Here is a 25,735-nt window from a genome sequence, read left to right on the forward strand (position 1 = left end):
AATTATCCACCACTTTAAACTAAAGCGCCACCACAACTAGAACCACAACCAGCCGTACAGCCGTAGCAATATGGTGCAGTCTGTATCTCGTCAATCAAGTCTAAAGTTCCGGCGGCGAGTAACTTTGCAACCGTCAGCTTTTCGCCGTCGCGAGTTTTTGCAGGTAGGTTCGACATCTGGTTAAAGTCGCAATCATAGATATTACCCAGATAGTCAATTGAAAGTTCATCCCGACACATTAAATGTTCAACCGTACCTGCATTAAAGTTAGACTCTAAAAAGTGCAAATAAGGTTTGTGTAATTTTCTGTGTTCCAGCTGAAACTTAGTGCGACCAACCGGAAGATTTGTAATGGTGAATAAATTGTTAAAGCAAATACCAAACTTTTCGTGCAAAAAGCTTTTATAATCCTGTTCTAATTTTATCTGATCTGGAGTTAGGGAAAATTTCTCCGTTGTGGGAATTGGCGGATTGAAAACCAAGTCTAGTATTAAATTGGGATCTTGTGCATAACCAAGTTTGTTCAAGATTTGCAATCCCCGAATCGAAGCCTCATAAACGCCATTTCCTCGCATTTTATCTACATTGTCTTCTAAGTAGCATGGAAGGGAAGCAACAATCCTCGTCTGATATTTAGCACAATATTCCGGAATATCTTCAAACCCCTTCTCAAAATAAATTGTGAGGTTAGAACGCACTATTACTTGTTTGCCAACATTTCGCGATGCTTCTACAATTCGCTTGAACCCGTAGAGCATTTCCGGTGCGCCGCCAGTGAGATCAACTATTTTGATTTCCGGAAATTTATAGATAACCTCAATTAATTGCTCGCAAACTTCTGGGCTGAGTTCTTCAGTGCGTTTTGGGCTAGCCTCTACATGGCAGTGAGTACAGGCGAGGTTACAGCGTTTTCCTAGATTAATTTGTAAAACCTTAATTTGGCTTTTAGTTAAAGGCTGACCAAGTTTATCTTTAAATGGCGTTAGGGTTGAAGGAATTGATTCAAGATTAATCATTATGTCACTTTTAAGAAGATGAAAATTGTAACCGAAGGTCAAGCTTACCAGGGCATTGCCAGCAGCAACAACGCTTTGTTAAAACCCTGCTAACCTCACATTATCAAAAATACTAAGGTACAAACAGTCAACAAAACTTGTAAGTTGCCTGACTGGGGGAGACGCTTTATTGAAAACCTGCTTATAAAAAAGTACGCAGCCAAAGCAAGATTAGATTCATCGGCTGCGTTTGGAAGCCAATGTTAATCTTGGAAAATTCTATAGTTGATTCACAAACCAGAGGGGAATGTCTCTGGTGCTTCCTCTGATTGCCAGCGGGGAGTGCGTTCTAGGGGTTCTACAGCCCGCGTTTGGTCAAAATGGAGTACGGCATCGAATTGGTCGGGTAAGCGGGCATAGAAGTAGTGGCTGGTACGTTCTGTTTTAGGCCGATAGATCACACCAATCGCCCGTTCCAATCGACCCTCGCGCAGAGATGCGATCGCCCCTTCGCGATCGCGTAAATTAAGCATAAAACTGGGCAACCCCGTATCGTGGAATAGCGCTTCGTAACTCCCAGACAATGCTGGTTGAACCCGCTTAAGTTCGGCTGGCGCATCCCACTTGGAAGCCGCCGTGACAGTACCGCTGTAGGTCGTAAAACCGATGATGAACGTGTCGCCCTGGTGGCGTTCGCGCACAAGCTGACCGACATTAATTTCCCCCGCGTCAGCCATATCCGTTGCTCGCGCATCACCCAAATGCGAGTTGTGTTCCCAGACGACAACCTTAGCGCGATCGCCTTGTTTGTCTAAATGGGCAACAATTCGATCGAGGGTTTCAGCCATGTGGCGATCGCGCAAATTCCACGACGAAACCCGACCCCGAAACATCGAACGGTAGTATTCCTCAGCGTTCTTCACCAGAAGTGCATTTTGCTCGGCGTCGAAGAATTCCTCCTCCGCCCGACGACCATCCCGTTTAGCATACTCGCCAGTGCGACGTTGCAGTTCCAACAGTTGAGCGATCGCTTCCTCTTCGCACGAGTCACTCAGTCCGGAACTGGTTACATACCCATACGCTTGAGTATCTTCGCCAAAATGCTCAAAGCACGAGTACCGTTCCCCTGCTTGTTTAGCTGCTTCTGGATCGATCTTGCCCAGGTAATCGAGTACAGCTTGCATTGATGCATACATGCTGTAGAGGTCAAGACCATAAAAGCCAACTTTTGTAGCATTTTCAGGAAGTGCATCATTGTATTGACGCAGCCAGTCAATGAAGTTAACTACATCAGTATTGCGCCACATCCAAGTTGGGAAGCCTTGGAAGCCAGCTAGTGCTTGTTCGCTGGTAGCATCATCATTCATACCCCGAACGTAATTATTAACGCGGTAAGCATCAGGCCAGTCTGCTTCAATTGCAACAGCGGTAAAGCCTTTTTCTTGAATCAGCCGTTTGGTGATTTCAGCTCGTTCTCGATAAAATTCATGGGTGCCGTGCGATGCTTCACCGATTAGAACAAAGCGGGAATCGCCGATTAAATCCATTAATGGATCGTAGTCTTGAGGATTGCCTGTGAGTGGATGAGCGCGATCGCGCACTGCATCGATTAACTTCGTATTTTTTGCATCTGACATAATTCTATTCTTCTTAAGCATTGAGAAGAGTCTTAATATCAAGTTTTATAAGCTTTGATTTTTATTTTGTGTAAAATCGCTGTAACTCATATCTTGCAATCTAATCCCGTACTTTTATGCGGATTTGTGGAACCGCAAAGACGCACCAGCGGAGCGAAGCGCGTCAGCGCGTTAGAGCGCGAAGGAAAGAGCGGCAAAGAGAGTTTTACAAATAATTTAAGATTCCTATACTTGAACAAATCCTTTATTAAGGCTAGCTCTGCTATTTCGTCCGCTCATCTTACTTGCGGCACACTCTCATGTTAAATTAATCTGTTAATGGGAATACAAAATACCAATAGCAGTTATATTTTCCAGTTCATCTGAGTTTTTACAAAACTGAAATGCACTAAAAAATTAGCATCATTTCTAAATCCCTCCAAACACTTACTGACAGCCGCGAGTTTTATGAAGAGGTTTTTTTGGGGGAGACCCCCCAAGTCCTGGTTTTCTCTAATGAAATTTGGGTAAAGGCAAATATGATTAGGAGAAATTATAGGCATATTTCCCCAATTCAACGCACATTTAGAACTGACTATCAAGAGCGCGATCGCCCAGCCTATGCCCTTAAAATTTTTTGCAACAAATCAACCTGAATGCAACTACATTGGATAGTCCTTCTAATGCAGTTGCACCTAACCCAAACTAATGGTGAACTGTGCCATCAGGCATAGTTGCCCCTTGAAGGTTAGTACCTGTTAAATTAGTGCCCCTGAGATTAGCATCGGTCAGGTTAGCACCTCTAAGATTAGCCCCTGTCAGGTTAGCCCCTCTAAGATTAGCCCCTGTCAAGTTAGCTTTGCTGAGGTTAGCTTTGCTGAGATTAGCCCATCTGAAGTCAACCCCAAAAAGTTCAGCTTCGCTTAAGTTAGCCCTAAAAATGTAAGCGCCGTTGAGGTGAGCCTTGCTCAAATTAGCTTTGTGCAGGTCAGCTTGATAAAAATAAACCTCAACCAATTCAGCTTCATGGAGGTTGGCATTGCTAAGGTTAGTATTGCTAAGATTAGCGCCAATAAGATTAGCGGCAATCAAGCCAGTCCCCACCAGGCTAGCATTACCCAGATCGACTCCTCTAAGATTAGCCCCTCTAAGATCGGCTCCCATCAAATTAGCATCAGTTAGATCCGCCCCTCTAAGGTTAGCTTCGATCAGGTTAGTCCCGATCAAATTAGCTTCGATCAGGTTAGCTTCGATGAGTTCAGCTTGGTGGAGGTTAGCAAGACTGAGGTTAGCAAGGCTGAGGTTAGCGGCAATAAGTAAAGCTTGGCCTAGATCCGCCATTCTTAGGTTAGCACTGCTGAGGTTAGCTCCTCTGAGATTAGCTCCTCTGAGGTTAGCTTCGCTAAGGTCTGGTTCTATCTGCGGGTTGTTAATTCTCCACTCAACCCATCTAACTGCACCCAAATTAAGTAGGGCAAGATGTTCTTTAGACATATGCTGGCTTGGTGATTGTTTTAGAATGTACGCAGCTTGGGGTAAAGTGCGGCTTGAAAATCTTTATAAGCAATTGAAAATAAGCGATTGAAACGGCTATTCTTTACGCCCGCCGACAGTTTCTTCTCGACCAGCCACGTTTTCAATTGCTACGAGTGCCGCACTAGAACCCGCTAAAATATCCTGTTCTGCTCCACCCAAGTAAAGGCGTCCGAAACTTCCGACAGCCTGAACCTCAAGTATGTTAATTAAAGCGGCTTTCTCCGCTTCGTTTGCTGCCAGTGCTGCGTAAGCGGCAGGCTGAACTTCTAACACGTAAAGCGTTTGCCCTGCCAAAAGTAGCTGCCCGCGCCGAGTGCGGTTGATCAGCTGTGTTTGGTGGGCATCAATGTTGCGGATAATTTGGCTAGAAACGACACGCGGTTTGAGACATTCCTCTTTACGGACTCCCAGCGCCTCGAGTATTGCTTTTCCTGCTGCCCGCGTCTCTCCCTGTCTGCTGGAATGAACTTCTAGAAGCCCGTAAAGGCGTTCGACAACCTGCACGCCCGGTCTTACAGAGGCGGATTTAAGGGCTACATCAGTAATTCGGTTAATTTCTATGCCCGGTGAGATTTCAATCCACAGCGATGTATCACCGGGTAAGGGTAAGAACCCCAGCGCGACTGTGCCCATGTATGCTGCGTGCTGAGGCTGCAAGCTGTCTAAAAATACATAACTGCGTAGTTCGATACCCAAGATTTTGATCTCCGAACATTAGGTAAAACAATATGCTGCAACATCTGAGTTTACCGTTTTGAGGGATGAGCGCATAGAAACGATTGTTGGGGTTGCTTTGTGGGGGGTGGTTGATTGCGTTTTGCTAGTTTTGAGCGATCGCTCTCTATCGGTCTAGGAAACCCTGTTTTGCCTTATGGGGAGCGATCGCCCGCGATAGTTTCTTAGTCAAGCGGCATTTGGCTGATTAATTAAGAGCGCGATCGCTTAACTTTCTCTAGCGAGAATATCCCACAAAAGCGCGATCGCAAGCCGTGAAAAAATTAATCACCCCCGCCAAATCAGCCAATTTCTCAAGCGACCACTACTTTAATTACTACCACCAACCAAAAAACCAGGTCTTAGCAGATTGCACGCGGACGAATCCTCAAACTGGTAACTTCTCACCACACCAAGAAAGCTATTTTTATTTAACTGAAATCAGTGTAGTTGGCCAGTATTAAGCAAATGGCAGACCCAGCTCAACACTGCTGTTAGTTCTGCTAAACCATCCTTACGGAAACTCCCATTACATCTATGAGCCAATCAATTTCTGTATATGAGTCACCAGTTGAGGAACAATTGCCTCAAACATTACTGCAAACCGACAAAATCTCTAACTATGACTTGATTTTGCGAGCTAGAGAGGGTATACGTCCCGATCGCGCAATCTTTAGCGAACTTATGCGCCGATACCAGTCCCACGTCGATAAAATTTTATATCACTTGGCTCCTGACTGGCAGGATCGGGCAGATTTAGCGCAAGAAGTCTGGATTCGAGTTTATCGCAACGTCAATCGCTTAAACGAACCCGAAAAATTTCGCGGTTGGTTGAGTCGCATTGCCACAAACCTGTTTTACGATGAACTGCGTAAACGAAAACGGCTGTCTCATCCCCTATCCCTGGATGCGCCGCACATCACGGAGGACGGCGATATAGGATGGGAAATTGCCTCCAAAGATACCACCCCAAACGAAGATTTGACAAGGCGGGAATTTTACGAGCAGTTGCGCGAAGCTATAGCCACTTTGCCGCATGCGTTCCGCACGACTATAGTTCTGCGGGAAATCGAGGGGATGGCTTATGAGGAAATTGCTCAAATTACGGGCGTTTCTTTAGGAACCGTCAAGTCGAGAATTGCGAGAGCTAGAGCTAAATTGCAATCACAACTGCAAAACTATCTGGATGGAAATTAGTGTAGGGTACGAGGAGTGAAAACAATTTTCGTTGCCAGATTGGGGACAGTTTTTCTGGTGCAACCTTCCAGCCAAAACTAGCGCAGGAATGTTGCTTTGCAGAAAGCTGTCCTATTTATATAAAATTATTCCTTGGGTCTTCCAGGCTGCAAAAATGTTTAAAAATCAAGCACTAAACGTTTAGAGCGTTATTTTATTGAAAGTTGCGCCGCTAAAAGAACGACGAACCAAACTTGACGCTTTTAGTATTTCGTAGTATAGTGTAGTATAGAGATTGTGAATGCCGAGGATCTCGACACTTGAAGTGCAAGCCGCTTATCCCGAATTAAAATTCCCAGCTCTTAAAGCATGGGTGGGAACTGTGCGAGGGCTTTATTTGTTGCCAAGGGGCAACCGCGTAATGTAATTCGCGGGCGGGGGTTCGATTCCCTCCCTCGGCTTTAGACATTATGGTAGAAAATTTCATTTTTTTAAGGATGTTTATAAAACGGTAATTTCTCCCGCAGGCTATACCCGAAAATGTCGCATCACAGCCTGTTAGGATAAGAAAAAATTAGGGCAAAAAGATATAGCATCCGTGATGAAGCTTTAGAGCAGTGTTAGAAAAATGATTTAAAAGTTGACTTTCTAAATAAAGAATTGAGGACTGCCACATCTAAGTTTAGTTAACTCGTAGTGTAGGTAGCGCCCCCTATTAGAATCAGAGGTGGCGCCGCCCACCCTAATACTGCTAGTTAGAGGTTTTTAGTATGGATAGAAAATTTTTGTTATCAGCTGATAACATAACTTACGAATTCGCTTCAGGAAGAACGCTATTTAAAGGAATCAGAGCCGCGATCGCTTCTGGGGATAAGGTTGCGCTTATTGGCTCTAATGGTGTAGGAAAGTCAACTTTTATAAAAATTTTGGCTGGTCAAATTCTACCCACTTCTGGCGAAATAGTTCGCGATCGCGCTGTTTATTACCTTCCTCAAATCAGTACAATTGCACAAAATATCAAAGAAAATAGCGTCTTAAACTTTCTCAGCTCCTTATCAGAAGAATGGTGGGAAATCGGGAATATATTAGAGGCGAAGTTAGGAACATCGCTTGATATGTCCCTACCTGTCGGAAGTTTAAGCAGCGGAGAGCTAACTAAGCTATTTTTAGCGATTGGTCTATCCACAAAGCCTAGCCTGCTATTGTTGGATGAACCAACCAACCACATGGATTTCGCGGCTCTAGAGACTTTAAAAAAGTTTCTTATTGAATTCAGCGGAGCTTTCGTAATCGTCTCGCACAAACCTTTTTTTCTAGACCAAGTTGTAAATACAACCTGGGAATTAAGCGAATCTGGACTTAAGGTTTACGGCGGTAACTATTCTGCATACAAAACTCAAAAAGAAACAGAATTAGAAGTAGCCTTAAGGACGCACGAACTAGCCAAAAAAGAACTCAAACGTGCCAGAGAATCAGCCTTAGAAGAACAGAAACGTGCTGCACGCTCTAAAAGAGAAGGACGCTTGCAAGCTCATGACAGAAGTATGGGTAAAAGCGCAAAACGTTACTTTGAATCAAGAGCATCAGCTACTGCTGGAAGTGCATCAAAAAAACATGAAGCAGCAGTAGCTAAAGCTACCCAAAGCTTAATAGAGTCGAAAATTCAAACCAATAAAGCCACTCTTGTCCATCTGGAAGAAGGAAGTAGTAAAAAGGGAAAAAGCTTGATTGATATTCAAGGTGCAGATCTCAAAATTGGCGACGAGTTTTTGCTTAAAGATATACAGTTTCACATCTCATCGGGAGAACGAATTGCAGTTTCCGGCGCTAATGGTTCGGGAAAGTCAAGTTTGGTTAAAGCAATTCTAAGTAGTGGTAAGGGAAATTGCCCAGCTACCCTTGAGGCGGGTAAAGTTTTAATGTCAAAAGATATAAAAGTTGTATATCTTGACCAAACTTATGATTTGGTAGACAGAAATTTAACGGTTTTGGGTAATATGCAAACAGCTAACTCAAATCTGGAATATCAGCTTTTAAGACAACAGTTGGGTCACTTTCTATTTTTCAACGATGAAGTAAATAAAAAGGCTGACCTGTTGAGCGGGGGTGAGTTAGCTAGGCTGGCGCTGGCTACGATTAGTATCTCAGAAACTGATTTGCTCGTTTTGGATGAACCTACAAACAACCTGGATTTAGAAACAGTTGCTCAAATTGTCGAAGCTTTATCTGAGTATGAGGGGGCTATTTTAGTTATCTCACACGACCTAGATTTCTTGAGCAAAGTTCAAATAACTAAGGCTTTTAAAATTAAACATAAAGCTTTGCAAACTACGGTCTATCTTCCTGACAAGCAAGAAGAGTATTATAGAGAGCTACTGGAGTAGCGATCGCCACCCTCAATCTTCACTATAACCATTAAGCCAAAAAGATGCCGAGGCCATTATGAACCTTCGCCGCCGTATCAGGAGAACGATTTAAAAGTTGACCCCCCAAGTACAAACTTGTAGAACTACCACCGTCTAAATTTAGGGCATCAACAGCCCCTAGTTGATGCATGAGTTGGGCAGTTTCTGTTAAGTTTGGGCCAGCCCCGCCGATGCGGTTGTGAACGGTAACGACGAGCAATTCACCTGCTGCTGTAGTACCGACAGCGCTGCGAATAGCAGCTTGTTTTACAAAAGCATCGCTAAAATTTTCAGCCTTAGCATCTAGAATAATTTGACCCCCAAGCATTAGCAATGGCCCTGCACCTAGAATGTTAGGAAACTGATTAAAATCAGCAGGTACAGCGCTGCTTTCTATTTGCAATTTTGTACCCGCAGCTAAAGGATTTGCTGTTTCAGGAGTGGAACGCAGAGTCAGTAAGTAACCGTCGCGGGGAATGGCGATCGCAGTTCGATTTTCTGCGCCTCCTGGTATCTGATTGGTAACTTGGTTGTTCTGGACAACTATTAAAATTTCATTCGCGTTCAATGGCGTGTAAGTAGCTCCCCAATCAGGCGTATAACGAGCAATTCCACGCTGAACGTAGCCACTATTAAACAACACAACGGGCAAGCGCTGTGCAGATGAAGTAATTAGAGTTTCTTGAACAGTAAGACGACCCATTTTAACAATGCCTGAATCATCCCACGCGATCGCGCCTCGGTTGAGAATTGGGCTGGATAACCACCGCCCCTCGCTACGAATTGCTCCCAAAGGTAATAAACTATTCCTATCGAAAAATCCTCCATTGATTGCTGCTGATACCTGAGATTTATTTGCAATCTGGATTAACGGAGCAGTTCCCGTCACGCTATTTTGAGCGAGCCAAATTGGTCTGAGGGTAATTCCAGAAGAGCGCAAATTCAGACTTAGCCAAAATACAGGAAAGCGATCTTTCCCTAATGTGAGATACTGCTGTCGCCAACGCAGCCCAGAACTCCACAAAATATCTCGTTCTACCAAAGCATCAGATCGCAACTCTATAACTGCACGATTCGGGTTATCTAAAATTGAAGTGCGAACTCCCAAACCATCCGGAAGATTTCCTCGAATAATGGTTTTATTCCGATCGCTTTCAACAGTTGGAGGTAATGATTGGTCTTTGCTAATCCCTGTTTCTCCCTCATTCTTATCACCAGTTGGCTGGTGATTTATATTGACTGGATTTGGTTGCGGTTCGACCGGACGAGGTTTAAAACGTTCTAGAATAGCTGGAGCGGGCAGAGCATCGATTGTGGCTATCCATTGCTGCTTTTCTTGACGTATTTGCCAGGGAGTAGCACGATTCAAGTCAACTACAATTTTAGAGCCTGGAGATTGCTCTATAAAGGTGACGTTTTGTACTAGCGCATCGCCTGTGACAAGACTGAGAATGTTGTCTTTAAACTCGATTTTCCAATCAGCAGCATTAGCTAAATCGCTGATATCCAAATAGCGATATGCACCCTCCCGCCGTGTTGCTAATATTGGGGGGTTAGCAGATAGGGAAAACCATTCTACAGGTTGTTTAGTTGCATCGTTGGTATTGAGTAGCTCTATTCCTATAATTTGCTTAACTGCATCAGCGATCGCTGTGCGTAAAGACAAGCCAGAAACCCACTGAATCCAAGGGGCGGTTATAGATTTACCATTTAAAGAAAGATTTGTTCCTTGACGAACGATTTTAGGGGTAGAAATTTCTACTATATGATCGGACGCGATCGCTGGTAATTGCTCTAGAAAAACTAAGGCTTGATATATAAAAGCTGCTACCTCGCCTCGCGTCGCCCCTCGGTTAGGATTGAGTATTTTAATCCTGGGGTAGTTAATAACAAATTTAGCACGAGTAGCAAGGGCGATCGCATCTATTGCATACCCAGGAATTTCACTTGCATCTTGATAAATCTCTGGTAAAAAAAGTGCTTTAAGAGTTATCCCTGCTGGCGCTGCTATTCCTAAGCCACTTGCCAAGGAAACCAAAACTTGCACCCTGCTAATGTTGTCGTTTGGCAGAAAGCGTTTGTTGGGGAAACCCGATATAAACCCAGTTTCAAAAGCTTTTTGAATCGCACTCGTTGCCCAAAAGTTAGAGGGAACATCCACCAAGGGGACATACTGGCGCACTTTTGGTTGGCTAAATGCTTTTTGCAATATAGCTGCAAATTCAGCCCTAGTCATGGCTCGATCCGGTCGAAACGTGCCATCGGGAAATCCGTTGACGACGTTTTTTGTCAGCAAGCCTTGAATAAAAGGGCGTGCCCAATGATGTTGAATATCCGATAATTGCGGTGAGGGACTAACCATAGGTAACGGTGTTTGCATGCACTGCTATTATCGCATTTTGCTGTTGCCTAACCTTAATATTTTCCCTTTATTCGATGAGTGCAAGCCAATTAATTTCGGCAGCCAACTTTAGTATTTATCTGATGTTTAAATATTCTTTGCCTGCAATCAAATGTAAAAAATTATTCAGTTTTTTCCTTGAATCTACTTTTGTAAGCAGAATAAAAAATAGGTAATATCAATTTTATTTATTGCGAAATTAACAGCATCAGGGAAACTTACACCTTAACAATAATAGGGTCAGTGCGTTAAAACGAAAAGTAAGATATCATAAACGCTTTAGTAGCGATATATATAACGAAGTATCAATCGTACCTCATTAAACTGGTAACGCCATGAGAGCAATAATTATTGAAACGCTCATCAATAATTTACAGCCATTAGATTTTATTTTAGCGCTATGGCAAGGAGGCTCTGCCGCACATGGATATACAGATGAGTGGTCAGATATCGACATTGTAGCGATCGCTGAGGATAATTGCGTTCAAGAGACATTCGATATAGTTGAAAAATCTCTTGAAACTATTTCTCGTATTCAATTCAGATGGCGAATTCCTGAACCGACTTGGCACGGCCATTCGCAATGCTTTTATCAATTAGAGGAAGCGAGTCCCTTTTTGATGATTGATTTTGTCGTTATGAAGCGAAGCAGCCCTAATAATTTCTTAGAGGTGGAGCGACATGGAACAGCCGCGATCGCATTTGATAAAGCTAATCTTGTAATTCCAAAAGCTCTGAATCGGCGCCAACATTTTGAGGAAATGAAAGCCAGATTTGAGACTCTAAAGAACAACTTTGATTTTTTGCAAGTATTTGTTAAAAAGGAGATAAATCGGGGGCGGTTGATAGAAGCGAGCGCTAACTACCACAACTATACTCTTCAACCTTTAATTGAACTGTTGGGAATGCTGCACCGACCGAATAGATACGATTTTAAAACGAAATACTTTAGCCGAGATTTCCCCCCTGAAGTCATAGCCCGCTTGTCGCCGTTTTATTGTGTCAACGATCTTGCTGACCTTGACGAAAAACAGCGGAAAGCAGAAGTGATATTCGCTCTTACTTTACCAAGTGTAGAAGAGGTTTTTCAAAGAGAGCTAGGATAGCGATCGCCTAAAAAAAAAGGGTCTAGGTAGGAATGCTAAACCCTATCTCTAACTTACGCTTCTAAAACGTGGCGGATGCGCCGTTCTAAACGTTCTAGATCCAAGCCTCCTTCATCGCGGCTGATACGGCGTACAGTCGCGTTGACGTTGTTTAGATCTGTCAATAAATCTTGCAGGATTTCCTGCTGCTGACGCGCCTGCGTAACCTCTCGCGGCTCTTGCACCAAGTCGCGCACAATAGTGTCTTCAGCCCGCGAAGCAATGACGGGATTTGTTTGTCCTTCTAGATGCACAAAAGTCCGTCGTCCTGGCCCGCGATCTTCCTCAATCGGTACCACCGCTGTCACCTGATCGGAGCGAACATATTTGCCGAATCCGAGATGTACCAGCACGGATGATTGTATCTTCATTAAGCTTGATGTTTCTTTGTTGACTTATCTTTATTTTAACGTCTGCAACAATGACTTATAAGCCATATTCAGTGCGGAACATACACCTTAACAGGTAGGGTTTTAACCATTAATATTTTGCGGATGTTTAAGCAAAATTGTATAGCGGTCTATTTTATTTTTTAAGCTAAGATATTATTTTGAATAAAAATAATATTTTTGATAAAGGATATTCCTTAAAAATTTCACCTGCGGAGTTCAATCGTAATTTTTATAAGGGGGTGCATCTCACTTTTGTAATCTCATAAATTCTAAAAGACTTAGCATTACCGATATACCCCTGAAAATCCTGACTACAAAACGCGAATTTTATGTGGAGGGGGTTTGGGGGACGCACCCGTCCCCCAACGGGGGGTTTGGGGGGAGACCCCCCAATTCCGGGTTTTTCCTAATATTTGCAAAAACGAGATTCTCTCCTTCTATAATCGCTCTGCATACCGGGAGCGGAATATGATTTATGGCTAAATCCATGCACAGAATACGGATTTAAAGCAGAGGGCTTGATGAAGCTACAGGCTCTAAATTAATGAGTTTTGTAAACTGCGATCGCTCAAGTGGAACATGGTGTAGTATATTACTACAGCCGATAGTTAAAAACCATCAAAGGGGGAAAAGTATGTCGGATATTGTTGCCATTGAAACCACGATGACCATCAGCACACAATACGCCGCCCTTACAGAGTTTTTAAGTTAATCATTCCCATGCACCTGAATGAAATCCACAATTCCTCTGTGAGTTTGGCGGTAAGCCCAAAAACACATCGAGGAAACTTCAATGAATTTAGAGCTGTTAGGCTGGAATAGTTTTTTTGCAAAAAACTGTAACAGCCATTTGCAACAGGGATACACTGTTGGTCGAGTTGCTATTGAGCAGAAAAACGCTTACATCCTCTACACGGAACTTGGAGAACTGTCAGCAGAAGTAAGTGGAAAAATGCGCTACCAAGCGTCCGGGCGCAAAGATTTTCCAGCGGTAGGGGATTGGGTGGTAATTAGCGTCACCAACGGCGAACCAAGAGCAACAATTCACGATATTTTGCCCAGAAAGAGCAAATTTTCTCGCAAAGCAGCAGGCGCGCAGACGGAGGAGCAGATTGTTGCAACCAACATAGATACCGTATTTTTGGTATCGGGGTTGGATCTGGATTTCAACGTTAGAAGAATCGAACGCTATTTGATTTTGGTTTGGGAAAGTGGCGCTAATCCAGTCATCATCCTAAACAAAGCCGACTTGTGCGATCGCGTCGAACAACGAAAAGCCGAAGTAGAAGCGATCGCTCCCTGCGTGCCAATTATTGCCTTGAGCGCCATCGAAAATCAAGGAATTGATGCATTAACAGCCTATCTAGGCGCGGGACAAACTGTAGCATTGATAGGGTCTTCTGGGGTTGGGAAATCGACTATTACCAATCAATTAGTAGGCTCGCAAATTCAAGCAATTCAATCTGTACGCCTTGGCGATAATCGCGGTCGTCATACCACGACATATCGAGAGTTAATCGTGCTACCTTCTGGCGGTTTGCTGATGGATACTCCTGGTATGCGAGAGATCCAGATGTGGAATGGAAGTGAGGGTTTTCAAGAAACCTTTACTGATATCAATACACTGGCACAACAATGCCGCTTCCGCGATTGCAAACACTCCAACGAACCGGGGTGTGCAGTGCAAGAAGCTCTATTTGATGGCACTCTGGACGAGCAACGTTTCCGCAACTATCAAAAACTGCAAGCTGAACTTGCATACAACAACCGCAAACAAGATCAAAAGGCGTCTTTAGCTGAGAAGGAGAAGTGGAAAAAAATCCATAAAGCTATGAGAAACAACCCCAAACGTTAAAGGCGATCGCGCTTTTATAAAAACATCACTTGCAATGATGTTCGCCGGGAATAAACACAAGCGGGGAAAGTAAGTCCTTTCCCCGCTTTATCCACAAGTAAGGGCGCGAGAAATTGCCTCGCCAGAACTGCGCTAGAAAAAAATTCACATTGTCACCAAGCAGAGTATAAATGGTTTATCGTACCATTCGCCTTATACTATGCTTGCTGCAATTTTATTTGACTTAGACGGGACTCTGGTTAACACCGACCCCTTCCACTACAAAGCTTGGCAAGAAATTTTGAGAGAATATGGCATAGAAATTGACGAATTTTTCTACAAAACCCGCATTAGCGGACGACTCAACCCAGAAATCATCGAAGACATACTCCCCCAACTGTCATTAGAAGAAGGCGTACAGTTTGCTGAAGATAAAGAAGCCCGCTTCCGCAATTTGGCACCATTACTCAAACCCTTAGCGGGACTAGATGAGGTAATGTCTTGGACAAAGCAATGCGGTTTAAAACGAGCGCTGGTGACTAACGCGCCTCGTAAAAACGTACATTTTTTACTATCGGTTCTGGGTTTAACTGAAAGCTTTGACAGTGTAATTTTGGCGGAAGAAGCTATTGCTGGCAAGCCAGATCCAGCCCCCTACCAGTTAGCACTTAATGACTTAAATATTACGGCGGAGCAAGCTTTAGCTTTTGAAGACTCGCCCTCTGGTATTCGGTCATCGGTGGGAGCGGGAATTCGCACTATTGGCATTGCTTCTACTCACGATCCAAAGGCTTTGTATGCAGTGGGAGCAGAGAAAGTAGTCCCCGATTTTACTGCCGAATCTTTGTGGACTCTGCTAAAGAGATAAATTGAATAGAACCTAACAGCTTGCTCACCGCGCGATCTGCGCTTCGCGATCGCTAATTTAACTCCTCTTGAGCCAGCGCCACTGCACCCCATAACGGTGCTTCATCCCCCAATGCAGCAGGGACAATATCAAAGTTCACTTCAGGTAAAGCTGTCTCCCGTGCAACGCGGCGCACCACTTCCCAGAATTGCGCCCCCGCCTTAGTTACGCCACCCCCCAACACGAAGAGTTGGGGATTTATCAAGTTTGCTGCATTGCCAATACCAACTCCTAATGCCCAACCCGCACGTTGCAGTATTTCTAATGCAAGTTCGTCTCCTTGTGTCGCTGCCTGACTTATTAATTGTCCGGTTATAGCGTCCTCGTTATTATTAGCTAAACTCCGCAATATTTCTCCTCTCAATGGTTGCTTGTGCAATTCTTCCCGCGCCGCAGCAGCCATGTAGGGGCCAGAAGCCAGCCTCTCGACGCATCCGCGTTTTCCGCATAAACAGATCGGCCCGTTGGGGTCTACAACTACATGACCAATTTCTCCAGCCATTCCCCCTGCGCCGCGCCAAGGATGTCCGTTGAGAATCCAACCTCCACCAACCCCAGTGCTGACGGTAATGTAGAACAAACTTTCATAGCCAATACCTGCGCCAAAGCGATGTTCTCCTAAAGCTGCAACATTGGCATCGTTATCGACGCTGACGGGTACTTGAAATTCTGCCTCTAAGATTTCGCGCAGGGGGATATTTCCCCAACCAGGTACGTGATGGGACAATCGCACCTTCCCCAGTTTGGCATCAACAGGGCCGCCAAAGCTAATGCCAATAGCAGCAGGTTTCTCTCCTTGGAGGAGATCGTGAATGAGCGATCGCATGTTTGCCAAGTCAGCCTTCGCATCTGCATCGGCGGGTGATAACATCCGTTTGTGCGATCGCCACTCTCTCTCACCAAAATGTACAATTGCCGCAGCTAGCTTTGTGCCGCCAAAATCCAGAGCTAAAATCGAGCGAGGGGCTTCTTTGGGATTGTTTAGTGATTGAAACATAGTTAAAAATTCAACAGTCCCACGAAGGTATGAGACTACAGAATAATTTTAAGTATGTTTTAGGATTCCTATAGATCCAAGTTGGAGTAATTTTGGTGGGCATTGCCGAGCTACATTTAATTAAGGATTGGCGAGACTACCACTTTTTGTAGGACAAAAACTTTCCTGACATCACAAGTTTAACGCGATCGCCTTTCGGATCTTCCTCTTTCTCCACATCTAAAGTAAAATCAATCGCGCTCATAATACCATCGCCAAACTTTTCCTGGATGACTTCCTTAAGCGGCATCCCATAAACCTGCATAATCTCATAAAATCGATAAATCAGCGGATCTGTAGGCACAACTGGCCCCAATCCCTTCAGCGGACACTTTGTTATTTCTTGAACATAAATTTCGTCCAGCCCTAACGCATCAATTAGTAGCTTGGCCTCCTCTAGAGAAGCACTTGCTTGACGGTATAGCACTGCTGCAATCCAGACCTCATCTCGTCCTAATATCTTTTCCAAATCCGTAAAACTCAGGCCCATGTCTTGTTTTGCAGCTAAGAGCTTCTGAGTAATTTCTGGAATTTCCATCAAACACCCCCCTAAATAATTTGGCAGCGATCTTAACCGATATAACAGATACTTTGTCTGTCAGGGAAACAGTTAAACTATCTCCTTTAACCAACAATCTATCCGTTACATTTGTTACTAGACGCTGCCAACTTTTAACCTAATAAAGCTTTTTAGGTGGGCAGTGCCCACCCTACTCAGAACTCATTTAGCGGTCAACCGAACCCATGATGATATCGATACTGCCCAAAATCGGCATGATATCTGCGAGTTTTACACCCTTGAGGATATTAGGTAAGATTTGCAGATTGACGAAATCAGCAGCGCGAATCTTCCAACGCCAAGGGAACACATTGTCATCACCAATTAGATAAATTCCTAGCTCACCTTTACCGCTTTCAACGCGGACATAGTGTTCGCCTTTGGGAATCTTGAAAGTAGGGGCAATCTTCTTACCAATAAACTGGTAATCAAAGCCATTCCACTCAGATTTTGGCCCTTCTGCCATGCGCTTGGCTTCCAGGTTCTCAAACGGGCCGCCGGGAAGTCCTTTGATGGCTTGGCGAATAATCTTCACCGACTCGCGCATCTCGCGAATCCGCACCTGGTAACGGGCGAAACAATCACCAGCAGTTTCCCACTGCACTTGCCAGTCAAAGTCGTCGTAGCACTCGTAGTGGTCAACTTTCCTTAAATCCCACTGGACGCCAGAACCGCGTAACATAGGGCCAGAAAGTCCCCAGTTAATTGCTTCTTCGCGGGTGATAGTACCGACGCCTTCAACCCGACGGCGGAAGATGGGGTTGTCGGTAATTAAACGCTCGTACTCATCTACTTTGGGCAGGAAGTAGTCGCAGAAGTCTTCGCACTTAGTAACCCAGCCATAGGGCAAATCGGCTGCAACTCCCCCAATACGGAAGTAGTTGTTGTTTACCATGCGATAACCAGTGGCGGCTTCCCACAGGTCATAGATCATTTCCCGTTCGCGGAAAATGTAGAAGAAAGGAGTCTGAGCGCCAACGTCAGCCATGAATGGGCCAAGCCACAACAGGTGGTTGGCGATGCGGTTCAGCTCCAGCATGATGACGCGGATGTAGCTGGCGCGTTTGGGAACTGCGATATCAGCGAGTTTTTCTGGCGCGTTGACCGTGATAGCCTCGTTGAACATACCCTCAGCGTAGTCCCAACGGCTGACGTAGGGTACAAACATGATGTTGGTGCGGTTCTCGGCAATTTTTTCCATGCCGCGATGCAGGTAGCCGATTACTGGCTCGCAATCTACTACATCTTCCCCATCGAGGGTGACAATCAACCGAAGTACCCCGTGCATGGAGGGATGGTGCGGTCCCATGTTCAGCACCATCGGTTCGGTTCTAGTTTCGATTTGTGCCATTGTTCAGCAATTTCTCCTTGATGCTGGTTTGAGCCGCGAGGGTCGATTCTTATGGTCTGATGTTCTTTATCGCACTTGGACTTGTGCGCGAACATCTCAACTCAACAGGCCTTGCCTAGTTGGGGGCGCGGTCTACTTAATGCTTAATTTTATTGAGTTTCTTTAATTATATGGAGTGACGGGCTGGAAAATCGGTTAAGGCTGCTCTAGGTAATTGTTAAGCGATCGCGGGGAAAGTCACAATAAAGGGAGCGCTTATTTATCGTCGCTAGATTTTGCTGATGGATTTGAATGACTTGAATGCGATCGCTCCTCCAGAGCCTCCTACAGAAGCTCCCGCTTTTGTACATATCTCCGTCCTCAGTCGAGAGTTAATCGCAGGATTAGCTATTTCTCCGGGAGGGCATTACCTCGATGCGACTGTCGGCGGCGGCGGTCACAGTCGCTCTATCCTTGAAGCCTCACCCGATGTCCGCATTACTGCTATTGACCGGGACGAACAGGCGATCGCTGCTGCTTCTGCTAGCCTCGCAGATTATACCGCAAAAATTGAATTTTGGCAAGGAAATTTTGCCGATTATGAGCCGCAAGAGCGGAAATTTGATGGAATTATTGCCGATTTGGGCGTAAGCTCTGCCCAATTCGATATAGCGGAACGCGGCTTTAGTTTTCGCCACGAAGCTAGCTTAGATATGCGGATGGATCGGCGACAACCTCTAACAGCAGCGGAAATAATAAACCGCTGGGAAGAGGCACAACTTGCAGATATCTTCTTTAAATATGGAGAAGAGCGGCTATCGCGGAGAATTGCGCGGCGGATTGTAGAAAAGCGCCCCTTTAAGACAACAACAGACTTAGCCTACGCGATCGCAGGTTGCGTCCCCCGCCAATATCGGTATGGCAAAATTCACCCAGCCACCCGCGTCTTTCAAGCACTGCGGATAGCAGTTAACCAAGAATTAACATCGCTAGAAAAATTTTTGAATAAAGCACCAAATTGGCTAAAGCCAGGTAGCAAAATTGCGATTATCAGTTTTCATAGTTTAGAAGACAGATTGGTAAAGCATGGATTGCGAGAATCGGAGATATTGCGAGTATTAACTAAAAAACCAATACTGCCACAAGAAGATGAAATGGAAAATAACCCGCGATCGCGTTCTGCCAAGCTGAGAATAGCTGAACGAATTGCAGAATCATGAGTTATCAACTATCACTTCAAAGTTCTTATCCCGCGTGGCAATTCGACGCGAAACGTAGAGCCTACCCCCAACTCGCTTTCTACCAAGATATCGCCGTTCATCATGCGAACTAAGCGATCGACAATAGCTAACCCTAAACCAGTACCGTTGCGATCGCGTGTCAGGAAGTGATTAACTTGGCGGAATTCCATAAAAATATTTTCCAAGTCAGACTCAGCGATGCCGATGCCAGTATCTCTGACAGCTATCCCGACTTTATTTGAGGATAGTTCATAGACCTCAACGCACACGCTGCCAACGTCGGTGAACTTAATCGCATTGGAGATAAGATTAATCAAAACCTGTCTCAGACGAACTTTGTCATTGACAACAGAAATCTTATCGCGATCGCACTTAAAAGACATTTCCAAATGCTTCTGAGTCGCCAGACTATGCAGTTCTTCAACCGTATCCGTCACCGTTTCAACTAGGTTAAACTCTTCCGGTTGGAGTTCCAGACTTCCCGACTCTAACTTAGAGAAATTAAGGATATCCTCAATCAGCGTCAACAAATGTTTCCCACTGTTAAAAATCCGCTCCACCATATTTGCTTGGCGTTCGCCTAGCTGATTATTCGGTTGGCGCAACAGCAGTTGAGAAAAACCCAAAATCGCATTCATGGGAGTACGCAGTTCGTGAGACATGAGGGCCAAAAACTGCGATTTCAGGCGCGTTATTTCTACCAATTCCAAGTTTTCCAGCTCATAAGAGCGAAGTTTTTCCTCGGCTTCCTTGCGGGCGCTGATGTCGCGTATCATCCAGCGCAGGGTAACTCCATCTCTGGTGTCGCCGACAGCAGCTACAGTCAAGGCAGCATCAAAATCCTTACTTCCAGGGCGTTTCAGCAGCACATCCCACTCCTGAACGCCGCTTGCGGTACGCAACTGCGTGAGATGGTTACGAAACGACCGACGGCACTCCTCAGCCACAAAAATGATTATCGGTTTGCCGACTATATACCTTTGCGAGACCCCAAAGAGAGAGGCGGCGGCGCGGTTGGCTTCCCAAATCTTTCCATTCGCATCTGTCACTAGGTATCCGTCTGGCGCAAACTCAAATAGCTCATGGTAGCGCTGGCGTTCTGCTTCCACTACTTCGCGCGTCGCTATTAATTCCTCATTTTGCTGGCGTAACTCCTCTTCAGCGACGTGCAGTTCTTCCAAAGCGGTTTGTAGTTCTGCCCACGATAGCGCCATCAGTTCTGTTTTGCCGCAGGGCGATTCCCTGACGTGCTGCTTTAGTGCTTCCGTCCTCTGCCGTGCAGCCTCTATCTTTTGAGTAAATTGGTCTGTTTGAAGGTGGGAAGTCATATCGGTTTGATGTTAAACTCTACGATCGCCAAGTTGCAGTTTGACCAAGTTAGAAAATAAGATTAGCGAAAACGCTTCAAACCAGCAGGTAAAATACACAAAGATTTTCACTTTTAGATTCAACTGCCGGGGAATTGGCTCGCTAGCGTCAGCGAAGCGAAGTGCATCAGCACGTTAGCGCAGATCGCATCCAGCCGCTGCCTAGAAGAATTTGGATGCCTTTACATCCCGGAGTCAGCAAGGGCTGACGTTAGTCACCAACATTGTGACCCACTACAATTCAACGGCGCGGTAGTACTGATAGATTTGGGAAATAATGCGATCGCTCTTAAAGTTTGCCAAGTGCAACTGTGGTCAATATAAGGGACACTATTCTCTGATAGCAATAACCACTACACTTATGAATCCGCTTTGAGACTGATAGAAACTAAACTAAAGTCTGAATATATTTTTGAGGCGATCCCGGCGACAATGCCACAACGCTAATTTTCCTTCTCAATCAACAAAATTACGCCATAAATCTCCGTTTTTGCCATTAGGGGTGAAAGGGTGACTTTACACTTAATCTTCCTACCACAACGATTTATAGCCTCCAGCGTTACTTGGCGATCTTGCGCCTTTCCTGCTAGGCATAGGCAAATGCGCTGTCTGAGTTCCTCCACTGGCAAGCCAATATCCAAATGCATAAAATTAGAAGCCTTAACTTCTTCGCTCCGCAGCCCCCACAAATCCTCCGTCTGGTGGTTCCAAAGCTGGATGTGCAAATCTCTATCCACAACTACGACAGCAATTTGCAAACTAGCCAAAATAGTCTCTAACAACCCGTTCGCTTGGCACAATGCGTCCTTGTGCTGATGCAGTTGTTTGTTATCTATTAAAAGCTCATCCTGGCTCGTCTCCAGTTCTTGGTTGGTTGCATGCAGCTCCTCTGTGATAGTTTGCAGTTCTTGATGTGCGGCGAACAGTTCTTCTTTTTTATGCTGCAATTCCTGATTTTTTAACTGTAATTGTTCGATAGAGTTTCGCAGTTCCCTTTTAAACGTTTCTATCATATAGTTCTGATAGTGAAAATAGTGTTGAGAATAGTCATCTTGCCTGATGCGTACTTGGTGAGTTAATAGGGGCAAAATAAATTTCCCCCACTTCCCTTTACTCTTCTTTTCCCAAAGCTATAATACTCATCCAAAACTACCTTAAACCCCTGGTTTTTTGGCAAGATTGAAAGCGTTTACATATGTTATTGCCACGCCATCAATTGCCGTTGCAAAGTTTCTAGGGTTGTAATAATCTCTGCGTTCATTCAGAATCTCCATTCTGCTCATCCATCACCAAAATTGCTCCCCTAATCTCTGTGTTTATCCCCAGCAAAGGCGTACAGCTAACTTTGCACTGAATCGTCCTACCGCGCCGATTTATGGCATCAAGCATAATGTAATGATATGAGTATTCCCCTACTAGGCAGCCGCGAATGAGCTGTCTGAGTTCCTCGACGGGCAACCCAATATCCAAATTCAAAAAGTGCTGTCCCTGGACTTCTTCGCTCCGCAACCCCCATAAATCTTGAGCTTTGTAGTTCCAAATCTGGACGTGGAAATCGCGATCCACCACTACGACTCCGCCGCGCAGGCTGGTCAAGATAGACTCTAAAAATGCATTAACTTGGTTGAGTTCTTCACTGCGTCGGCGCATTTCATCGTTTACCGCCTGCAATTCTTCGTTAGTCGATTGTAGTTCTTCATTCATAGTCTCCAGCTCTTCATTAGAAGATTGCAGCTCCTCATTTGTTGTTTCTAACTCTTCATTGCTGGACTGTAGTTCTTCGTTAGTTGTCTCTAACTCTTCATTGGTCGCTTGGAGTTCCTCATAAGCCATTTCTAGCTCTTGGTTTGATTGTTGCAAATCCTCCTGTAGCCGTTTGTAGCGGGTGACATCGGTGAAGGAAATAGCGATGCCCAGCAGATTGGTGTTAAATTCCTGTAGAGGTGTGAACTGCACCTCTAGATAAATGGTGTCGCCACTGAGGGTTTTTACTTGAATATCCTTCAAGTTCACCACTCGCCGTTCGCTGTAGGCTTGTTCGATGCAGGAGCGCAACTCTAGGGGACGATAAGAAATTTCTAAATCTTGCAAAGGTCGGCCCACATCGTTGGCATTTAGGTTAAACATCCCTCTAGCAATCGTGTTTGCCAACACCAGAAAGCCATTAACATCTACAATTACTTGAGCGACTGGACTGCTATCGAATGCGGCTTCAAGAATACGAGTGCGCTCTGATAGAGTGCTAGCTAAGTCCCTATCGTCAGTCTGTGCCATAAGCAACAAGCGATCGCGCATACTTATCTTCGCCACTTTGGAAAACACGCGCCGCTTTAAATCTACTGGTGTAAATGTATTTGTGTAGGTGAGCAACATCTCTGCTTTGCCCAAAAATAGAAACCCTTGTTCGTTGAGCGCAAAGTGAAAGCGGGCAACTATTTTGGATTGGGTTTCCGCATTAAAATACATCAGAGTGTTGCGGCACACTAGCAAGTCAACGCGGGGAATTGGGGCATCAACTGTTAAGTTGTGACGCCCAAAAATTACCGAACGGCGCAGATCTTTACGAAAAGTGTAGTAGCGAGGAGTAACGCGCCCAGGCTGTAGCTCCCAAGAATTTTCAACCTCTGCGGGAGCCGTTTGGTTAACGTTGATGACTTCATATGGCTCGAAATACTTTTCGAGCATTTCCTGGGGAATGTTTGCGAGATCCTTATATGAGTAAATGGCTTGTCGTGCTTGAAGCAAAGCTTCCTCATCCAATTCGGTAGCGTAAATTTTCACTCGCTCGCGAAACTGTTCTAACCCCAGCACCTCGGCGATTACCATCGCTATTGTGTAGGCTTCTTCGCCGCTTGCACATGCTGCGCTCCAAACTCGGATGGGTTCGTGAAGTTGCTTGCGAGCGACAATGAGTGGAATAATTTCTTCCTTAAGGTAGTCCCACGTTGAGCGATCGCGGAAGAAGGAAGTAACGTTTATTAATAAGGTATTAAACAGGTGTATGTATTCATCGGGATGCACTTCCAAATAGTCTACATAACTACTGTAGGTGTCAATTTCTACCGTCTGCATTCTTTTGTTTACTCGACGCATCAAGGTCGAACGTTTGTACCCAGTGAAGTCAAAACCCCTGCTGCGTTTTAGGTAATCCAGCAGAGTTTCAAACTCTGGGTTGAGATTCGATATAGTCATAGGAAATTAATGATTAATAATTGCCCAATTGTTTAACGTTGATTATCCATTGATATTAACTATTAACTCTAGGGCGTAAACTTTTTAATTTTATTTTTGACTCGCCATGCTTACCAAAACAGCAGCAATTTCATTTAATGGTAAAATCGCATCCACCAGATCGGTATCAATGGCTGCTTGCGGCATTCCAAACTCTTCGGAAGATGCTCTATCCTGAGCGATCGCCCTTCCGCCCATTTTTTTGATCGCTCTCAAACCGCTAGCACCATCCTTACCTTTGCCAGTGAGGACAACGGCGATCGCCCGCTCTTTAAAACTAGCCGCAACAGATTCAAATAGTAAGTCAGCACTTGGACGGGAAAAATTCACCAATTCTGACTTGGACAGGGAGATGGTCTTGTCAGAGTTGACAAGTAAATGATTATTGGGAGGAGCGATGTATACTGTCCCCGGAAGCAATAAATCTCCTTCAACAGCCTGCTTAACCTCAAGAGAAGTTCGACGGCTTAATATCTCAGCTAGTTGACTGGCGTAGTTGGGGTCTAGGTGCTGTACGATAGCGATCGCTGCGGGAAAGTTTTTTGGCAAGGCAGACAAAAGTTCGGTTAAAGCCTTCAACCCTCCGGCAGATGTAGCGATCGCAACTAAGTTAATAGTCGCTTGAACGTTGGAAGTTAAGGAATTATCCTTTAACTTACCATTGCTCGTATGCCCATCAGCGCTAATATTGCTTGGCTGCCCTTGTTGGGTTTCCTGCCTTACATCGATGGTACCTTTCATCAGCAAATCCCGGATGATGGCGGCGTTCAGTTCGGCATCCTTTGCTTGGTCTTCATAACGCGCGGCTGACAAAATTTGCTGGCGATCGCGTGCCCTTTTCAACAGCCGATGCGACAGAGTCGCACGCTCCTCCAGCGCCCTAAAAGCATTCCACAATGCTGTTTCTAAGGCTTCAGATTGCTCTGCGAGCAGAGTATCTGCTGAATAGGCGTGACCAGTACGACAGCGGAAGCGGATCAGTTCTCCTTCACGCAGTTCCCAAAGTGCGCCCCCGCAGTCTGGACAGCCAAACCCTGAAGGCTTTCCAGGTCTTTTATCTTTATTTGCAGCAGCTATATCGAACTTTGCCATATCAACCTCCATTTGCATATCACCCGATGGGGGGTCTGCTTCTTCGCCGTCCACTGGCTCTTCAGTTAAGCTTATCAATCGCGAAGCGATCGCGGTTATGGGCAAAATACTATCTACATCTACATTTTCGATAGCGCTGGTTGGCATCCCCGTAAACATCGCCTCTGCGGGGTCCTGGACGATTGCTACTCCGCCTCGTTGTTTCACGGCTACGAGTCCGGCAGTTCCATCATCAAGAGCGCCGGATAAGACTACCCCAACCACTCGCCGCCCGTATACTCTAGCTGCCGAGCGAAACAGGGGATCGACTGCTGGGCGGTGGCTGTTCTCTCTGGCGCTTCGTGCTAGAGTAACGCATCCCTGTTTGACGAGCAGGTGGTAATCGGGTGGAGCGACGTAGATTTGCCCATTCTCAATCTTTGCCCCTTCTTGGGGGTGGCAAGCTCTCAAAGAGCCAGCGCGGGTAAGGATAATTGGGAGAACGCTCTTGCTGTGTGAGGGAATGTGGACAACTATAAATATTGCCGCAGGCAACTCGGCGGGCAAATTTTTAACCAGGTTAATAAGTGCTTCTACGCCCCCTGCGGAGGCTCCAATGACGATAATATCGTGGCGGGGCATTTATTTATCAATTGCAGCGATGTTAGAGATCGGTTTCTACTTTATAACCCTAGCGCAGTTAACGCTCCCGATTGTAGATGATTAACACCTTGTCACCCGATTTTGGATTTTGGATTTTGGATTTTGGATTGGCTCCG

20 protein-coding genes are annotated in these 25,735 nt (G+C 45.2%); 7 read left to right on the top strand and 13 right to left on the bottom strand.

Annotated features, from left to right (window positions below; translation table 11 throughout):
• Positions 1–14: 14 nt before the first annotated feature.
• The 4 genes from arsS to ccmP form a co-directional block, all read right to left on the bottom strand.
• On the bottom strand, positions 15–1,016 hold the full coding sequence (arsS, locus tag H6F77_RS09760; RefSeq protein ID WP_190487798.1) for an arsenosugar biosynthesis radical SAM (seleno)protein ArsS: 1,002 nt from the start codon (positions 1,014–1,016) through the stop codon (positions 15–17).
• A 269-nt stretch (positions 1,017–1,285) separates the two neighbouring features.
• Entirely contained in the window at positions 1,286–2,632 is a 1,347-nt protein-coding gene (locus tag H6F77_RS09765) for an erythromycin esterase family protein (RefSeq protein WP_190487800.1), read from the bottom strand.
• A 684-nt stretch (positions 2,633–3,316) separates the two neighbouring features.
• Entirely contained in the window at positions 3,317–4,105 is a 789-nt protein-coding gene (locus H6F77_RS09770) for a pentapeptide repeat-containing protein (protein WP_190487802.1), read from the bottom strand.
• Between the two features lie 96 nt (positions 4,106–4,201).
• Positions 4,202–4,843, bottom strand: coding sequence for a beta-carboxysome protein CcmP (gene ccmP / locus H6F77_RS09775; RefSeq protein ID WP_190487804.1), 642 nt, complete (start codon positions 4,841–4,843; stop codon positions 4,202–4,204).
• A gap of 555 nt (positions 4,844–5,398) precedes the next feature.
• Between ccmP and H6F77_RS09780 the strand changes: the two genes are divergently transcribed.
• Positions 5,399–6,058 carry a sigma-70 family RNA polymerase sigma factor gene (locus H6F77_RS09780; protein ID WP_190487806.1) on the top strand — a complete coding sequence of 220 codons (660 nt, stop codon included), beginning with the start codon at positions 5,399–5,401 and terminating at the stop codon, positions 6,056–6,058.
• Positions 6,059–6,807: 749 nt separating this feature from the next.
• On the top strand, positions 6,808–8,421 hold the full coding sequence (gene abc-f, locus H6F77_RS09785; protein WP_190487808.1) for a ribosomal protection-like ABC-F family protein: 1,614 nt from the start codon (positions 6,808–6,810) through the stop codon (positions 8,419–8,421).
• A 31-nt stretch (positions 8,422–8,452) separates the two neighbouring features.
• Here the strand turns inward: abc-f and H6F77_RS09790 are convergent, their stop codons facing one another.
• A complete protein-coding gene (locus H6F77_RS09790) occupies positions 8,453–10,822 on the bottom strand; it encodes a phosphodiester glycosidase family protein (protein ID WP_242022030.1) in 2,370 nt (789 codons plus the stop codon).
• Between the two features lie 356 nt (positions 10,823–11,178).
• Between H6F77_RS09790 and H6F77_RS09795 the strand changes: the two genes are divergently transcribed.
• Positions 11,179–11,949 (top strand): nucleotidyltransferase domain-containing protein, encoded by a 771-nt coding sequence (locus tag H6F77_RS09795; RefSeq protein ID WP_190487810.1) that lies wholly within the window; start codon positions 11,179–11,181, stop codon positions 11,947–11,949.
• Positions 11,950–12,002: 53 nt separating this feature from the next.
• On the opposite strand, the gene H6F77_RS09800 is transcribed toward H6F77_RS09795, so the two are convergent.
• Positions 12,003–12,359, bottom strand: a complete 357-nt coding sequence (locus tag H6F77_RS09800; RefSeq protein ID WP_190487812.1) for a hypothetical protein — start codon at positions 12,357–12,359, stop codon at positions 12,003–12,005.
• A 565-nt stretch (positions 12,360–12,924) separates the two neighbouring features.
• Here H6F77_RS09800 and H6F77_RS09805 point away from each other — a divergent pair.
• The 3 genes from H6F77_RS09805 (at position 12,925) to H6F77_RS09815 (ending at position 15,082) form a co-directional block, all read left to right on the top strand.
• The gene (locus H6F77_RS09805; RefSeq protein WP_190487814.1) at positions 12,925–13,092 is read left to right on the top strand and encodes a hypothetical protein; all 168 of its coding nucleotides are present in this window, start codon (positions 12,925–12,927) and stop codon (positions 13,090–13,092) included.
• A gap of 81 nt (positions 13,093–13,173) precedes the next feature.
• Positions 13,174–14,235: a ribosome small subunit-dependent GTPase A gene (gene rsgA, locus H6F77_RS09810; RefSeq protein ID WP_190487816.1), complete on the top strand. Its 1,062-nt coding sequence runs from the start codon at positions 13,174–13,176 to the stop codon at positions 14,233–14,235.
• Positions 14,236–14,434: 199 nt separating this feature from the next.
• On the top strand, positions 14,435–15,082 hold the full coding sequence (locus tag H6F77_RS09815; protein ID WP_190487818.1) for an HAD family hydrolase: 648 nt from the start codon (positions 14,435–14,437) through the stop codon (positions 15,080–15,082).
• A 52-nt stretch (positions 15,083–15,134) separates the two neighbouring features.
• Here the strand turns inward: H6F77_RS09815 and H6F77_RS09820 are convergent, their stop codons facing one another.
• The 3 genes from H6F77_RS09820 to H6F77_RS09830 form a co-directional block, all read right to left on the bottom strand.
• The gene (locus H6F77_RS09820) at positions 15,135–16,118 is read right to left on the bottom strand and encodes an ROK family protein (protein ID WP_190487819.1); all 984 of its coding nucleotides are present in this window, start codon (positions 16,116–16,118) and stop codon (positions 15,135–15,137) included.
• Between the two features lie 136 nt (positions 16,119–16,254).
• On the bottom strand, positions 16,255–16,695 hold the full coding sequence (gene cynS / locus H6F77_RS09825) for a cyanase (protein WP_190487821.1): 441 nt from the start codon (positions 16,693–16,695) through the stop codon (positions 16,255–16,257).
• A 187-nt stretch (positions 16,696–16,882) separates the two neighbouring features.
• Positions 16,883–18,067 carry an NAD(P)H-quinone oxidoreductase subunit H gene (locus H6F77_RS09830; protein ID WP_190487823.1) on the bottom strand — a complete coding sequence of 395 codons (1,185 nt, stop codon included), beginning with the start codon at positions 18,065–18,067 and terminating at the stop codon, positions 16,883–16,885.
• 281 nt (positions 18,068–18,348) lie between these two features.
• On the opposite strand from H6F77_RS09830, the gene rsmH reads away from it, so the two are divergent.
• Entirely contained in the window at positions 18,349–19,266 is a 918-nt protein-coding gene (gene rsmH, locus H6F77_RS09835; protein ID WP_190487825.1) for a 16S rRNA (cytosine(1402)-N(4))-methyltransferase RsmH, read from the top strand.
• A gap of 11 nt (positions 19,267–19,277) precedes the next feature.
• On the opposite strand, the gene H6F77_RS09840 is transcribed toward rsmH, so the two are convergent.
• The 4 genes from H6F77_RS09840 to H6F77_RS27840 all read right to left on the bottom strand — a co-directional run bounded on the left by H6F77_RS09840 (position 19,278) and on the right by H6F77_RS27840 (position 25,598).
• A complete protein-coding gene (locus H6F77_RS09840; protein WP_190487827.1) occupies positions 19,278–20,615 on the bottom strand; it encodes a sensor histidine kinase in 1,338 nt (445 codons plus the stop codon).
• 482 nt (positions 20,616–21,097) lie between these two features.
• Complete coding sequence (locus H6F77_RS09845) at positions 21,098–21,742, bottom strand: PAS domain S-box protein (RefSeq protein WP_190487829.1); 645 nt, start codon at positions 21,740–21,742, stop codon at positions 21,098–21,100.
• Positions 21,743–21,911: 169 nt separating this feature from the next.
• Positions 21,912–23,846, bottom strand: a complete 1,935-nt coding sequence (locus tag H6F77_RS09850) for a CheR family methyltransferase (RefSeq protein WP_190487831.1) — start codon at positions 23,844–23,846, stop codon at positions 21,912–21,914.
• Positions 23,847–23,936: 90 nt separating this feature from the next.
• Entirely contained in the window at positions 23,937–25,598 is a 1,662-nt protein-coding gene (locus tag H6F77_RS27840; RefSeq protein ID WP_190487833.1) for a chemotaxis protein CheB, read from the bottom strand.
• Between the last annotated feature and the right edge of the window lie 137 nt (positions 25,599–25,735).

Origin of the sequence: Microcoleus sp. FACHB-831, assembly GCF_014695585.1 — a bacterium.
Taxonomy (GTDB): Bacteria; Cyanobacteriota; Cyanobacteriia; order Cyanobacteriales; family FACHB-T130; genus FACHB-831.